11 protein-coding genes, 1 tRNA gene and 1 other RNA gene are annotated in these 13,580 nt (G+C 70.7%); 4 read left to right on the forward strand and 9 right to left on the reverse strand.

Going from position 1 to position 13,580, the window contains the following annotated elements; translation table 11 throughout:
• Window positions 1-52: 52 nt before the first annotated feature.
• A complete protein-coding gene (locus ACZZ98_RS06015; protein WP_463515393.1) occupies window positions 53-754 on the forward strand; it encodes a DsbA family oxidoreductase in 702 nt (233 codons plus the stop codon).
• A gap of 81 nt (window positions 755-835) precedes the next feature.
• Here ACZZ98_RS06015 and ffs read toward each other — a convergent pair.
• The 9 genes from ffs to ACZZ98_RS06060 all read right to left on the reverse strand — a co-directional run bounded on the left by ffs (window position 836) and on the right by ACZZ98_RS06060 (window position 10,127).
• An RNA gene (gene ffs, locus ACZZ98_RS06020) (signal recognition particle sRNA small type) lies at window positions 836-932 on the reverse strand.
• A gap of 163 nt (window positions 933-1,095) precedes the next feature.
• Window positions 1,096-2,076 (reverse strand): N-acetylglucosamine kinase, encoded by a 981-nt coding sequence (locus tag ACZZ98_RS06025; protein ID WP_463515394.1) that lies wholly within the window; start codon window positions 2,074-2,076, stop codon window positions 1,096-1,098.
• Window positions 2,073-2,987, reverse strand: coding sequence for an N-acetylmuramic acid 6-phosphate etherase (locus ACZZ98_RS06030; RefSeq protein WP_463515395.1), 915 nt, complete (start codon window positions 2,985-2,987; stop codon window positions 2,073-2,075). The genes ACZZ98_RS06025 and ACZZ98_RS06030 overlap by 4 nt, the downstream gene beginning before the upstream one ends.
• 48 nt (window positions 2,988-3,035) lie before the next feature.
• Entirely contained in the window at window positions 3,036-3,893 is an 858-nt protein-coding gene (locus ACZZ98_RS06035) for a MurR/RpiR family transcriptional regulator (RefSeq protein WP_463515396.1), read from the reverse strand.
• Between the two features lie 36 nt (window positions 3,894-3,929).
• A complete protein-coding gene (locus ACZZ98_RS06040; protein WP_463515397.1) occupies window positions 3,930-5,660 on the reverse strand; it encodes a serine hydrolase domain-containing protein in 1,731 nt (576 codons plus the stop codon).
• The gene (locus ACZZ98_RS06045; RefSeq protein WP_463515398.1) at window positions 5,657-6,997 is read right to left on the reverse strand and encodes an exo-beta-N-acetylmuramidase NamZ family protein; all 1,341 of its coding nucleotides are present in this window, start codon (window positions 6,995-6,997) and stop codon (window positions 5,657-5,659) included. Before ACZZ98_RS06045 ends, ACZZ98_RS06040 begins: the two co-directional genes overlap by 4 nt.
• Window positions 6,998-7,104: 107 nt before the next feature.
• On the reverse strand, window positions 7,105-8,910 hold the full coding sequence (locus tag ACZZ98_RS06050) for a glycoside hydrolase family 3 protein (protein WP_463515399.1): 1,806 nt from the start codon (window positions 8,908-8,910) through the stop codon (window positions 7,105-7,107).
• Window positions 8,911-9,150: 240 nt separating this feature from the next.
• Window positions 9,151-9,235: transfer RNA gene (locus tag ACZZ98_RS06055), tRNA-Ser, on the reverse strand.
• 43 nt (window positions 9,236-9,278) lie between these two features.
• Window positions 9,279-10,127, reverse strand: coding sequence for an AraC family transcriptional regulator (locus ACZZ98_RS06060; RefSeq protein WP_463515400.1), 849 nt, complete (start codon window positions 10,125-10,127; stop codon window positions 9,279-9,281).
• 56 nt (window positions 10,128-10,183) lie between these two features.
• On the opposite strand from ACZZ98_RS06060, the gene ACZZ98_RS06065 reads away from it, so the two are divergent.
• The 3 genes from ACZZ98_RS06065 to ACZZ98_RS06075 are packed head-to-tail and all read left to right on the forward strand — an operon-like array spanning window position 10,184 to window position 13,445.
• A complete protein-coding gene (locus ACZZ98_RS06065; protein ID WP_463515401.1) occupies window positions 10,184-10,552 on the forward strand; it encodes a VOC family protein in 369 nt (122 codons plus the stop codon).
• Between the two features lie 49 nt (window positions 10,553-10,601).
• On the forward strand, window positions 10,602-12,512 hold the full coding sequence (locus tag ACZZ98_RS06070; protein ID WP_463515402.1) for a propionyl-CoA synthetase: 1,911 nt from the start codon (window positions 10,602-10,604) through the stop codon (window positions 12,510-12,512).
• Window positions 12,513-12,521: 9 nt separating this feature from the next.
• Window positions 12,522-13,445 (forward strand): AEC family transporter, encoded by a 924-nt coding sequence (locus ACZZ98_RS06075; protein WP_463515403.1) that lies wholly within the window; start codon window positions 12,522-12,524, stop codon window positions 13,443-13,445.
• The last annotated feature ends 135 nt before the right edge of the window (window positions 13,446-13,580 follow it).

Consider the following 13,580-nt stretch of genomic DNA (forward strand, 5'->3'; position numbering starts at 1 on the left):
CCGAATGACCTGCGATGGAGGGGCACCGGCCGGGTGGACGTATCGTCAAGGGGTGCGCATCGACGTCTGGTCCGACCTGGTCTGCCCCTTCTGCCACGTGGGGCGTCGCCGCCTCGAGCTGGCCCTCGAGGAGTTCGAGCATGCCGACGAGGTGGAGGTGACCTGGCACAGCTACCAGCTCGACCGGTCGGCCCCTCCGGTCGTCGAGGGGTCCAACGTCGACCGCATCGCCGAGAAGTACGGCAAGACGCGCGAGGAGATGGTCGCCCAGCACGAGGCCATGGCTGCCGACGCCGCCGCGGTCGGGCTCGACTTCCAGTGGGACAAGGTCGTGGGCGGCAACAGCTTCGACGCCCATCGAGTCATCCACCTGGCCAGGGCGCGCGGGGTGGAGACGCCGGTGACCGAGCGGATCATGCGCGGCTGGTACTCCGAGGGCGCCGCGATCGGTGACACCGACACGTTGGTGCGGCTCGCGGTCGAGGGTGGGCTGGTCGAGGAGCACGTGCGCGCGATGCTGGCGTCCGAGGACTACGGCTACGACGTGCGGGCCGACGAGGCGACGGCCAACCAGCTCGGGATCACCGCGGTGCCGACGTTCGTGCTCGACCAGAAGTTCGCCGTGACCGGGGCCCAGCCGGTCGACGGGCTCCTGCGCGCGCTCGAGCTGACGTGGGAGGACCGGGGCAACCGCCCCGAGGCCGCTGCCGGCGGCTGCGGTGGGTGCGCGGGCGGCTGCGCCTGCGGCGCCTGACCAGTCTCGACTGATTGCGAGTTCGGCTCAGGCGAGGACAGCGAGCGTGAGCCGAAGTCGCAATCAGTCGGTTGCGGAGACAGAGAAGACACCCCGCGTACCTGGAAGAGCTCACCTGCCCTTGCTGCATTCCTGCCCTGGGGGAGTTCGGCGAGGTACCACCACGCGGGGTGCCGGTCCAAAGTCTAACCCGGCCGGTGGGACCGACTCCAACTCGCCGCCTCACGGCGTAGGACTGCTCGATCCGCGCTCTGCACTGCTGCGCTGAGGCGCAGCAATGCACAGCGCTGACTGGGAGGTGCGGAGGTCGGAGTCCCGATCGACTTGGCTGACCGCCTCGGTCAGGACAGATGCACGTATGCCGGGTGCCTGGGGATCGTGCCAGTCCCAGCAAGCGTCGTGGCCAGGATCATGGCTCCTTCGAGCGCGCCCCCGACAGCTGGCGTCAGCGTCGCGCCCGCATCCGCGAGCGAGGACTCGAGCGCGGCTCGGACCGGCTGGGCCTCGAGCAGCCCACCGGTGGCGACGAGCGTGGGCGAGGCGATCCCCGCCGCGGCCGACAGGAGCGACTGGGCCAACGCCTCCCCCGCCTCCTGACAGATCTGCTGCGCCACCACCTCCCCGGCCAGGGCGGCATCGACGACGTGAGGCGCGAACGAGGCCAGCAGCTCCGGGGCGTTGCTCGCCGTCATGACCCTGCGGGGCCAGCGCGGGGTCGGACCGAACACGGCCTCCCCGGCCACGAGCAACCGCTCCGACCCGTCGGGAAGGCCGTCATGGTGCCGCAACCCCGCCCGCAGCCCGAGGAGCCCCACCCAGGCGGCCGAGCCACGGTCGCCGAGCACGTGCCCCCATCCGTCGACGAGCCTCCAGACGGAGGTGTCCCGGGCGCCGAAGTCCGTGCCGAAGGCCACGGCGCCCGTGCCGGCCGCGACGACCGCGCCCGGACGCACGGACCCGAGGGCACCGACGAGCGAGGCCACGGCATCGCTGACGACCGCCGTCCGCGTCGCGCCCAGCCCGGAGGCCACCGCCGAGACCACCTCGGTCGGGTCCGACAGGAAGAGCAGCCCCCGCTGCGACCAGCACACGGCGGCGACGTCGAGGCCGGTGCCGCCCTCGGTCCCCGGCCCCACCCCGCCCTCCGAGAGCAGACGCGCCGCGTCGGCGGTGAGTGCTGCCACGTCCACGCCGTGATCCACGATCCGGGCGCCCGGTGCGGTGTGCACGGGACTCCGCCGGCCGGCATACGCGAACTGCAGGCGAAGTCCGGAACCACCCACGTCGACTCCGACGACGGCTCCGGACCCCGTGGCGTTCACAAGGGTCGTTGGGTGAGAGCCGTCAGGGCCACGGCGACCGAGTCGTCGTGCACGCTCAGCGCGGCGACGGCCGTGTCGACGGGGACACCGGCGAGGAGCGAGAGGAGGGCCGGCTTGAGCTGGCCGCCGGCAGCATCGAGCGCGACCCGGGCATCGGTCTCGTCGGCGCCACTCGCCTCCTGGAGGATCCGGACGACCCGTCCGCGCAGCTTGGCGTTCGTCGCGACGACGTCGACCATGAGGTTGGACCAGGTGCGCCCGAGGCGGATCATGACCGCGGTCGAGAAGGCGTTGAGGACGAGCTTCTGGGCGGTGCCCGCCTTGAGCCGCGTGGATCCCGTCAGGACCTCGGGTCCGGTCTCGGGGGCCAACAGATGATCGGCGTATGCCGCGAGCTCGGCTCCCGGGTTCGCCGTCACGAGCGCGGTGCGTGCGCCGCGCTCCCGGGCGCCCATGAGGGCGCCCTTGACGAAGGGGGTGCGACCGGACGCCGTGAGCCCGATGGCGATGTCCTTGGGGGTGAGCCTCGCGGCCTCGGCGCATCCGGCGTCGACGTCGTCCTCGACGTTCTCGACGGCGTTGACCAGGGCAGCCGACCCGCCTGCGTGGTGCGCCACGAAGAGCCCGGGCGGGACGTTGAAGGTGGGCAGCAGCTCCGCGGCATCGAGGACGGCGAGCCGTCCGGACGTGCCGGCGCCGAAGTAGTGGACGTGGCCGCCGGCGCGGATGGCCTCGACGGCATGGTCGACGAGCCGCGCCAGCTCGGGCAGCACCTCGGTGACGGCGTCGGCCACCGTCCGGTCGGCGTCGTTCATCAAGGTGAGGACCTCGAGGGTCGACGCCGTGTCGATCCCGGTCGAGCCGGGGTGCCGCTCTTCGGTGGGTGCACTCACGCGGACGTCAATGGCCATGTCCGCAGGTTAGTTTCTTACGCCATCAACGTCAATGACGTCAATGACTCACGCCAGGTGGTGGCCGGAGACGGCCTTGCGACTCTCGGCCACGGCCTTGCGCGCCCGGGGCAGGTCTCGCTGGGCCACGGCGATGTAGAGGCAGTCGACGACCGTGAGGGCGGCGATGCGGCTGGCGGTGGCCCCGGAGCGCAACGACGTCTCGCGGGCGGCGGTGGTGAGCACGATGTCGGCCGACTTCGCGAGCGGCGAGAGCGGGAAGTTGGTGATGACGATCGTCGTGGCACCGCGCTGGCGCGCGGCCGCGAGGGACTCGATCGTCTCGCTCGTCGCGCCCGAGTGCGAGATTCCGATCGCCACGTCCCGCTTGGTCAGCAAGGTCGCGCTGGTGAGGGCGATGTGCGGGTCGTTCCAGGCGAAGGAGACCACCCCGATGCGGTGCAGCTTCTGCTGCAGGTCGGCGCCGACGATGGCGCTCGCACCGATCCCGTAGATGTCGGCACGCGTCGCCCCGGCCAGTGCGTCGGCCGCCTTCTTGAGCGCCACCCGGTCGAGCTGCTGGGCGGTCTCCTCGACGGCGCTGGAGTTGATGGAGGCCACCTTGGCGACGATGTCGTCGATCGTGTCCGTCGCACTGATGTCGCTCCCGGCCATGCGCTGCTCCCGTGGCAGGGCGGACTCGGCCGCAAGGCCCAGCCGCAGCTGGGGGTATCCCTTGAGGCCGAGTCGCTTGCAGAAGCGCAGCACAGTCGTCTCCGAGGTGTGCGCGACCAGGGCCAGCTCGGTGATCGTCAGGTCGGACGCGCGGCGCGCATCGGCAAGGACCTCGGCAGCGACCCGGTCCTCCGCCGGGGTGAGGGTGGGCCGGATGCCACGAAGACGAACAAGGAGTGGTGCATCAGCCACGTCGGACTGAGAAATCGGTGATGACATGCCCCAAAACTACGACCTCGACGTCTTCGTCCAGCCCGAAGCGGTGAATGTGGCCGAAGAGGCATCGCTGTCGACGACGACTCCGCCCTGGCCCACGACGCGGATCCGGCTCACCGAGACACCACGTCCGAGGGTGTTGCCATCGGTCGAGTAGCGCCACCGCAGGGCCTGCTGCCCGCCGGCCAGGTCGGCGCGGACCTGGACCCAGCGCCGCTCCCCCGGCGTGCCGCTCACCGAGCCGTCCTCCTCACCCGTGCGCGTGTCGCCCGGGTGTCGGATCTCGAGCGGGACGAGCGTCCAGGTCGTGCCGTCCGCCGAGGACTCCAGGCGGAGGACGTCGGTCTCCTCGGTCTCCGCCACGAGGTCGAAGCCAAGGCGGGCACCCGTCGCCGGGAGGGCGAGCGGCACCGACAGGACGGCGTTCGTGGCGTGGAGTGGCTCGGTCTCCCACGCGACGTGGTTGCCGCGCGGGGTGATCGGAAGCGCCCGACCGAGGCCGCCGGCCCACTCCTGACGCGCGACGTTGATGCTGCCCCACGCCCGCGACGGGTGCACTCGGTTGGTGAGCAGGATCGCGAACGAGCGCGAGGAGAAGTCGATGACGATCGACGTGCCCGTGTAGCCGGTGTGGCCGGCCGTGCGCGGGCCGCTGAGGGCGTCCATGTACCAGACCTGGTTGAGCTCGAAGCCGAGTCCGTGGTCGTCCCCGGGAAAGGCCTCGTTGAAGTTGGTGATGAGCAGCGAGACGCTCTTGCGGTCGAGGATCCTCGCGCCGCGGTAGGTGCCGCCGTTGAGGAGGGCCTGGGCGAGGATCGCCATGTCATCGGCCGTCGAGAACACGCCGGCGTGACCGGCGACCCCTTCGAGGGACCACGCGTTCTCGTCGTGCACCTCGCCCCAGACCATGCCGCGTGCGGGGACGGCCTGGTACTCCGTCGCCGCCGTGCGCTCCTTGACGGCGGGGTTGTAGCCCGTGTCCGTCATGCCCAGCGGCTGGGTGAGCCGGGCAGCGACGACCTCGTCGAGCGACTGGCCCCGCAGCCGCTCGACGAGCACGCCGAGCGTGATGAGGTTGAGGTCGCTGTAGAGGTAGACCGTGCCCACGGGGTTGGTGAGCGGCTGGTTCATCACGGCAGCGATGCGAGCGGCCTTGGTGGCGTACCTGCTGTAGAGCGGCAGCCACGACGTGAACCCGCTCGTGTGGGTGAGCAGGTGCCGGATCGTCACCGACCCCTTGCCCGCCGCGGCGAACTCCGGCAGATAGGTCGCGACCGGCGTCTCCAGCCCGACGCGCCCCTCCTCGATGAGCTGGACGACGGCGATCGACGTGAACAGCTTCGAGACCGAGGCCATGTCGAAGATGGTGTCGCGCCGCATCGGCACCCGCTCGCTCTCGGGGAGCTCCTGGGTCGCGTTGCGGTAGCGCAGGGCGTAGCCGTCGACCTGGGTGGCGACGACGACGCCGTCGTGAGCCATGAGCCCGACGTGTCCGGGATAGAGCGGCCGGCCGCCGGCCGGAGCCACCTGGTGGCTGAGGACCTGCCGCTTGGCGACCTCGATGGGCGCGGGGTCGAGCCCGACCGACTGGGGCGTGCCCTCACGCAGCACGGTCGACGGGGGCGCGAAGCCGGTGAACGGGCGGGTGAAGTCGTCGGCTCGCGCCGCGGTCACACCCGGGGCGAACAGGGCCGTGCCCGCGGCCAGCCCGCCACCCAGGACGACACGTCGGGACAGGTTCATCGGGTCGGACCTCCATAGATGAGGAAGGGCTGCCGGCGGGCGTCGAAGGCCGCGAGCTCGTCCTTCCAGGCGCCCATGACGGTCTCGACGTCGGCGCCGGCAGTGATCTGGTCCCGCAGTCTCGTCGAGCCGGTGAGCTTGTCGATCCAGTAGGGACGAGCCGGGTCATAGGCGTCGTAGCGCCACTGGAAGTCGGTGTAGATCGACTTGGCCGCGACGAGCATCTCGACACCCACGCGCATCGGGTCGATGGCCGAGGGGTCGACGATGTGGACCTGCACACCACCGCACACCTTGCCGACGTGCTTGTTGAACGTGGGCGTGAAGTACGCCTCGCGGAAGGCGACACCGGCGACGTCGCGACCCGCGAGCTTCTCTGCCCACTTGTAGTCGACGTAGGGCGCTCCGATGAGCTCGAACGGACGGGTCGTGCCACGCCCCTCGGAGAGGTTCGTGCCCTCGAACATGCCCGTTCCCGGATAGACGAGTGCGGTGTCGGGGGTCGGCATGTTGGGGCTGGGCAGGACCCACGGAAGGCAGGTCCCGGCATACGTGACGTCGCGTCGCCAGCCCTTGCACTCGACGACGATGAGCTCCGAGAGCCGGGGACCGCCCGTGTCCGTCGGGAGGATGATCGCGTCGAGGTAGCGGGCCATCTCGCCGACGGTCATGCCGTGCGCCTGGACGATGTTCTCGGCGCCGACCCCGGAGGTCCACGGGTCGGTCATCATCGGGCCGTAGGCGGTGCCACCGATCGGGTTCGGGCGGTCGAGGACGACCATCGAGGCGCCGGTCTCGACGCAGGCCTTCATCGCCGTGTACATCGTCCAGATGTAGGTGTAGAAGCGACAGCCCACGTCCTGGATGTCGAAGACGACGGTGTCGGTCCCCGAGGCGCGGATCATCGAGGCGAACTTCGCGGTGTTCGCGCCGTACGCGTCGTAGACGGTGATGCCGGTGCGCTCGTCGACGTAGGTGTCCTCGGCCTCGCCGGCCTGGGCGGTGCCGCGGAAGCCGTGCTCCGGCCCGAAGACGCCACGGATGTCGACAGTGCCGGCGTCGTGCATCTCGTCGACGATCGTGCGCAGGTTGAGCAGGATGCCGGTCGGGTTGGTGACGATGCCGACCTTGCGCCCGGCGAGGACGGACCAGTTGGCGGCTGCCGCGACGTCAGCACCCGGCGTCACCTTGCGGTTGGGGTCGTTCGCGGCCGAGGTGTATGCCGTGGTGCGGCCGAGCGTGCCTGCTGACGCCGGCGTCGCGGCGAGTCCGAAGGCGGCGGCTCCGGCAACGCCGGCTCCGCCCGTGAGGAGCTGGCGGCGGTTGGGACTGGTCATCGAAATCTCCATTTCAACTCGTCCTGTGTGCCTGAGCGCGACCTCTGGCTCGCGCTCAGACACACAGGGCGGGGGGTGGTTGGGGGGTTGGAGTTGTGTGCGGTCGCTCAGTACGAGAGGCCGTGGCCGAAGGGGTACAGCACGGTCGTCGGGGCGCCCTTGACCGGGATGTCGACGGGGAGCTTGCCCGTCGGGGCGACGGCACCGGTGATGAGCCGGGCTGCGGCCTCCATCGACACGGCGTTGTAGGAGTAGGTCGCCAGGTAGGTGCGCGTGCCCGGCAGGTAGGCGATGTCGTAGGAATCGCGCGTGGCGACGACGATGACCGGAACGCCGGCGTCCTGCAAGGCCTTGACGAGCTTCTGCTGGCCGCCCCGCTTGTCCGTGACGGCCGTGTCCCAGGCCTTCATGGTCGTCACGACGACGTAGTCCTTGCCCGCCGCAGCGGCGGTCGCCGCGGCGATCTGTGCGTCCGTGGGCGAGGCACCGGTCGTCACCCGCGTGCTCGTCGTGCCCGCCCTGGTCAGGCCCGCCGCCAAGGTCGTCGTGGCGACGTCGCCATAACCGGTGACGAGGACGTTCTTGCCGGCGGCGGCGATGGGCAGGACTGCATCGTCGTTGCGCACCAGCGTTCCGGTGCGGTTCGTCACGGCGTCGGCGACGGCGAGGTGTTGCGGAGTGCCAACGACGGAGCTGATCGAGGCCGGGTCGACCATGTGGTCCGCGACGATCCCGCGACGCACCTTCTGCTCGAGGACCCGGCGCACCTTGGCGTCGAGGTCGGCCTTGCTGATGCGTCCGCTCTGCACGGCCGCGACGACCGCCGGGAAGGCCTTGACCATCGACGGGGTCATGAGCAGCTGGTCGGCGCCGGCCTCGAGGGAGCGCACGGCGACCTCGGCGTCGCTGTACAGCTCGCGCACGCCGGCCATCTCGAGGGAGTCGGTGATGATGACGCCCTTGTAGCCGAGCTCCTTGCGGAGCAGGTCGGTGAGGATCGGCTTGCTCAGAGTCGCAGGGTTGCCGGAGTCGTCGAGGGCCGGGAAGGACAGGTGCGCTGTCATGATCATGTCGATGCCCTGGGCGATGGCGGCCTTGAAGGGTGGCGCGTCCATCTGGTCCCACTCCTCACGCGTGTGCGTGATGACCGGGAACGCGACGTGGCTGTCGGTGGCGGTGTCACCGTGGCCGGGGAAGTGCTTGGCGCTGGCCGAGACCCTGCCGTCCTCCTGGTAGCCGGCGACCTGCGCCGCCACCATGTCGGCCGTGAGCGCCGGGTTGCTCGAGAAGGCGCGGGTGCCGATCACGGGGTTGAGCGGGTTGACGTTGACGTCGGCGACCGGAGCGAAGTTGGTGTTGATGCCGAGGGCTCGCAGCTCCTTGCCGGTGATGCCGGCGGCGGTGCGCGCGTCGGCGGTGGAACGACCCGCGCCGAGCGCCATGCTGCCCGGGAACTGCGTGGCCGGCGCACCGACGCGGGTCACGACGCCCATCTCCTGGTCCGTCGAGATGCCGAGCGGGATGTCGACCTTGGAGTCGCGGGCGAAGGAGGCTTCCTGCAGACCGTTGGACAGTGCCGCGATCTGCTGGGGGTTCTGCACGCTGTTGGTCCACGCGAAGTAGATGACGCCGCCGAGGTGGTACTTCTTCACGGCCTCGGCGGGCGTGGGGACCCCGAAGATGGCAGTGTTGCGCGGGTCCGGGGTGTTCGCGTCCTTGCCGTAGGCATACTGGACGAAGAGCTGGCCGACCTTCTCCTCCAGCGTCATCCGCGCGAGAGTTGACTGGATCCACCCGTCGGAACCCGGCGGCACGGCAGCGCCTGCCGAGGTTGCCGGGATGGCGCCGGCGGCGAGCGTCGCGGCGACCGCCGAGGCGATCGCGGTGCGGCGGGTGACGGACGGACGGGACATGCGACTCTCCGATTCTCGATGCTCACGACAGTGTGAACAATTCACGCAACGGCTCTTGATCATGGAACTTAGCCACAGAGCGGCCGCCGCGCAACCATTACCCAGGGGTCACTTCCGCCGAGCGAGCCACCAGTTGGCGAGCGAGTCACCCCTGCGTGGTCGGCTCGCCAACCTCTGCATCGCTCGCCGAGTGCCCCATGCGAAAAGGGCCCCGACACGAGGTCGGAGCCCTTCTCTCTGCGGAGGATAGGGGATTCGAACCCCTGAGGGTTTTAACCCAACGCGCTTTCCAAGCGCGCGCACTAGGCCACTATGCGAATCCTCCAACGGAGGAGGTTACCCGAGCGCTGAGGCGCCACGAAATCCGCTCACGTCCTCCTGCGGTAGCGGCTCGGCGGCACGCCCACGAGGGCGGTGAAGTCCCGGGTGAAGTGCGCCTGGTCGTACCAGCCGTGCGCCACGGCCAGGTCGGTCAGCGACCCCTCGTATCCGCCGTCGAGCGCCGCGACGACGTCGTGCATCCGGTGGCGCCCGAGCACCCACTTGGGCCCGACCCCGACGTAGTGGAGGAAGTCCCGCTGCAGGGTGCGCCCGGACACCTCGTGGCGCTCCTCGAGCTCCCTCACCGTGACGACGCGCCGGTCCGAGAGCAGGTCCGCGACGACCCTGAGCACCCGGTCGTAGCGAGCGTCCTCGCCCGGGTGCGCGGGGAACGCCGCCTCGACCGCACCCATCCCGGCCTCCACGTCACCGTCCAGGTCGAGCGCGGCGAGGGCGCGCACGACCTCGGCCGAGACCGCCGGACTCGCAGCCACCGTGCGGTCGGTCCACGCCCGTGCGGACTGCCCCGTGAGCGCCGCGAGACCGCCCGGCCGGAAGCGCAGCCCCGCCACCCGTCCGCTCCCCCGGATCTCCACGTCGAAGCGGCGGGTGACGACCCCCGTGATGACGACCTCCTCGCCCGCGAGCGCCGGCCGTGGATGGTCGCCGCGCTCGACGGTGAGCGAGCACGTGGGATGCGGCAGCACCTCGCTCGCGAAGGACGCACCCTCGGGCAGGTCCCAGCGCAGCGCCCAGTGGTTCTCGACCCATCGCGAGACCCGCTCGCTCGCCGGCCAGCGGCGGACCTCGACGTACTTGGCGAGCTCGTCGGGACGCAGGATCCCGGCAAAGGTCGCGGTGGTTTCCGTCGATGGCGGGTTTGTCCTAGCAGGCACGACGCCAGCCTAGGGAGACTCGGCGCAGAGATCCCACCGACGAAGGAGACCCGGCCATGCCCATCGCCACCCTCAAGATGCTCAGCCTCGACAGCTCCGACGCGAGGCGCGACGCAGCCTTCTGGTCGGCCGTCCTCGGCTGGGACGTCACGGCCGAGGGCGACGGCTACGCCATGCTCACCGGCCCGGACCACGCCCTCGGCTTCGGCACCGTCCCGGACCACGAGCCCCCGGCCTGGCCCAACGAGCACGGCAGCAAGCAGTTCCACCTCGACCTCGCCGTGGACGACCTCGATGCGGCCGCCGCCGAGTGCGTCCGGCTCGGCGCCACCCTGCCCGACGAGCAGCCCGGCGAGACCTGGCGCGTCCTCCTGGACCCGAGCGGCCACCCGTTCTGCCTCACCCAGGCGGCCAACTGGGGCTGAACGGCCCGTTCCCCTAGCCGCAGGACCGTCGACCCAGCACGATGGCGAGATGACCCACGACGGCTACGCAGCGGCATACGCCCAATCTCTGGAGCAGCCGGACGAGTTCTGGAGACGGGCCGCGGAGCGGATCGAGTGGATCACTCCCCCGACGACGATCCTCGACGGCAGCAACCCACCGCTCTACCGCTGGTTCCCCGGCGCCACCCTCAACACCTGCTTCAACGCGCTCGACCGGCACGTCCGCGACGGGCGTGGTGAGCAACCGGCGCTCATCCACGACAGTCCCGTCACCGGCACGCAACAGACCATCACGTATGCCGGCCTGCTGGCTCGCGTGGCGACGTTCGCCGGTGCGTTGGCGAGCCTGGGGGTGGAGAAGGGCGACCGGGTCGTCATCTACATGCCGATGGTGCCGGAGGCCGTCGTCGCGATGCTGGCGTGCGCGCGCCTCGGCGCCATCCACTCGGTGGTGTTCGGCGGGTTCGCCCCGGCCGAGCTCGCGGCACGGATCGAGGACGCGCAGCCCAAGGTGGTCGTGGCCGCGAGCTGTGGCATCGAGCCGAGCCGGGTGGTCGAGTACAAGCCGATGCTCGACGCCGCCCTCGACCGCAGCTCGCACAAGCCGGAGTCGGTCATCGTCCTGCAGCGCGAGCAGGCCCGGGCCGCGGTCGGCGAGCGCGACACCGACTGGGAGGAGCTGGACTGGGACGAGCTCGTCGCCGACGCCGAGCCGGCCGACTGCGTTGAGGTCGCGGCGACCGACCCGCTCTACATCCTCTACACCTCTGGCACGACCGGCCGCCCCAAGGGCATCGTGCGCGACAACGGTGGTCACGCCGTCGCGCTGCGCTGGTCGATGGACAACATCTATGGCATCGACCCCGGCGACGTGTGGTTCACCGCGAGCGACGTCGGGTGGGTCGTGGGTCACTCCTACATCGTCTACGCACCACTGCTCACGGGTGCGACCACCGTTCTCTACGAGGGCAAACCGGTGGGCACGCCCGACGCCGGCGCCTTCTGGCGGCTCATCGCCGAGCACAAGGTGCGGGCCATGTTCACCGCCCCCACGGCATACCGGGCCATCAAGCGGGACGACCCGCGGGGTGAGCTGATGCGCGAGCACGACCTCTCGTCGTTGAACGCGGTCTTCCTCGCGGGTGAGCGGCTCGACCCGGACACCTACGAGTGGGCGACCTCCATGCTCGGTGTCCCCGTCGTCGACAACTGGTGGCAGACCGAGACCGGCTGGCCGATCGCGTCGAACCTGCGTGGGCTCGAACCGATGCCGCTCAAGCCCGGCTCCCCGTCGGTGCCGGTGCCGGGGTATGCCGTGGTGATCCTCGACGAGTCCGGCGCACCGCAGCCTGCCGGCGAGGAGGGCGCGATCTGCCTCAGGCTGCCGATGCCGCCGGGGACGCTGCCGACGCTGTGGGGCGACGACCAGCGCTTCGTCGACGGCTACCTGTCGACCTTCCCCGGCTACTACGTGTCGGGCGACGGTGGCCACCTCGACGAGGACGGCTACCTCTATGTCATGGGGCGCACCGACGACATCCTCAACGTCGCCGGCCACCGCCTCTCGACGGGTTCGATCGAGGCGGCGCTCGCCGGTCACCCCGACGTCGCCGAGTGCGCGGTCATCGGGGTCGCCGACGAGCTCAAGGGGCAGGTGCCGCGCGGGCTCGTCGTCCTCAAGGGCGGGGTCGACGGCACGGGCGCCGAGGGCGAGCGGATCTGCGCCGAGCTCGTGCAGCGGGTGCGCGACGAGGTCGGCCCCGTGGCCGCCCTGCGGCAGGTCGACGTCGTCGCCGCTCTGCCCAAGACCCGCTCCGGCAAGATCCTGCGCAAGACGATGCGCGAGCTCGCCGACGGCGGCACGCCCGTCGTGCCAGGGACGATCGAGGACGCGTCCGTCCTTGAGACGCTGGCACCGGTGCTCCGCCGCTCCACCTAGCCTGACCGGGTGCAGGGAGTCTTCACGGGGTTCGCGACGATCGCCGTCGTCATCGGCGTCGGCGCCCTCCTCGCCCACCTGCGCATCCTCGACCTCACGGCCCAGCGCGTGCTGTCCCAGGTCGCGTTCTTCGTGGGCTCGCCGGCCCTCATGGTCGTGACGCTGGGCCGCGCCGACGTGCATGCCGTCCTGTCGGCGAACCTCGTGGCCACCGCAGCCGGAGTCGCCGCCACCGTTGCCATCTATGCCGTGGGGGCGCGCTTCCTCTGGAGGCGACGCCTGGGTGACGCGACGATCGGTGCGCTCTGCGCGGCATACGTCAATGCGGGCAACCTCGGCATCCCGGTGGCGAGCTATGTCCTCGGCGACGCGGCGCTCGTGGCACCGACCCTGCTCCTGCAGATGCTCGTCCTGCAGCCGGTCGCTTTGGCGCTGCTCGATGCCGACGGCGCGACTGGCGCACCGTCGTTGTTGCGGCTGGTCACCCGACCGTTCACCAACCCGCTGACCGTCGGGTCACTGCTCGGCGTACTGCTGTCGGTGACCGGCTGGACCCTGCCCGAGTTCGTCGGCAACCCGCTCGAGCTGCTCAGCAACGTCGCGGTCCCGGCCATGCTCATCGCCTATGGCATCGCGCTGCGGCTGGGCCCCGGGCTGGGCGCCGCCGGGTCGGTGGGCGAGCTGGCGACGACGTCCCTGCTCAAGCTCGTCGTCCAGCCGGTGGTGGCGTATGCCGTGGCGCACTTCGCGCTCGGAGTGGACGGACACGCCCTGCTGGCGATCGTGGTCTGCTCGGCGCTCCCCACGGCGCAGAACATCTTCGTCCACGCCACGCGCTACGACCGCGCGACGGTGCTCGCGCGCGACACGATCCTCATCACGACGATGGGCTCGGTACCGGTGATCCTCGTCGTCGCCGCCCTGCTGGGCTGAGCCCGCCAGAGGCGCTCGCCTGACGTCTGGTCGTCGTGGCATCCCTGGTCCGGTGAATGGATGTGGCGACAGCGGGGTACCTGTAGGTCGATCCGGCGGGCTCCCACTGCAGCCGGAGACCCAGGAGCAGGAGGT

Source organism: Knoellia sp. AC549 (assembly GCF_979258975.1).

What these genes read in the sequence shown, in the direction of transcription:
- ACZZ98_RS06030 (WP_463515395.1), bottom strand. Translation starts at nt 2,987, where the DNA reads ATGGCCATTGACGTCCGCGTGAGTGCACCCACCGAAGAGCGGCACCCC.
- ACZZ98_RS06040 (WP_463515397.1), bottom strand. Translation starts at nt 5,660, where the DNA reads ATGAACCTGTCCCGACGTGTCGTCCTGGGTGGCGGGCTGGCCGCGGGC.
- ACZZ98_RS06045 (WP_463515398.1), bottom strand. Translation starts at nt 6,997, where the DNA reads ATGACCAGTCCCAACCGCCGCCAGCTCCTCACGGGCGGAGCCGGCGTT.
- ACZZ98_RS06050 (WP_463515399.1), bottom strand. Translation starts at nt 8,910, where the DNA reads ATGTCCCGTCCGTCCGTCACCCGCCGCACCGCGATCGCCTCGGCGGTC.
- ACZZ98_RS06065 (WP_463515401.1), top strand. Translation starts at nt 10,184, where the DNA reads ATGCCCATCGCCACCCTCAAGATGCTCAGCCTCGACAGCTCCGACGCG.
- ACZZ98_RS06070 (WP_463515402.1), top strand. Translation starts at nt 10,602, where the DNA reads ATGACCCACGACGGCTACGCAGCGGCATACGCCCAATCTCTGGAGCAG.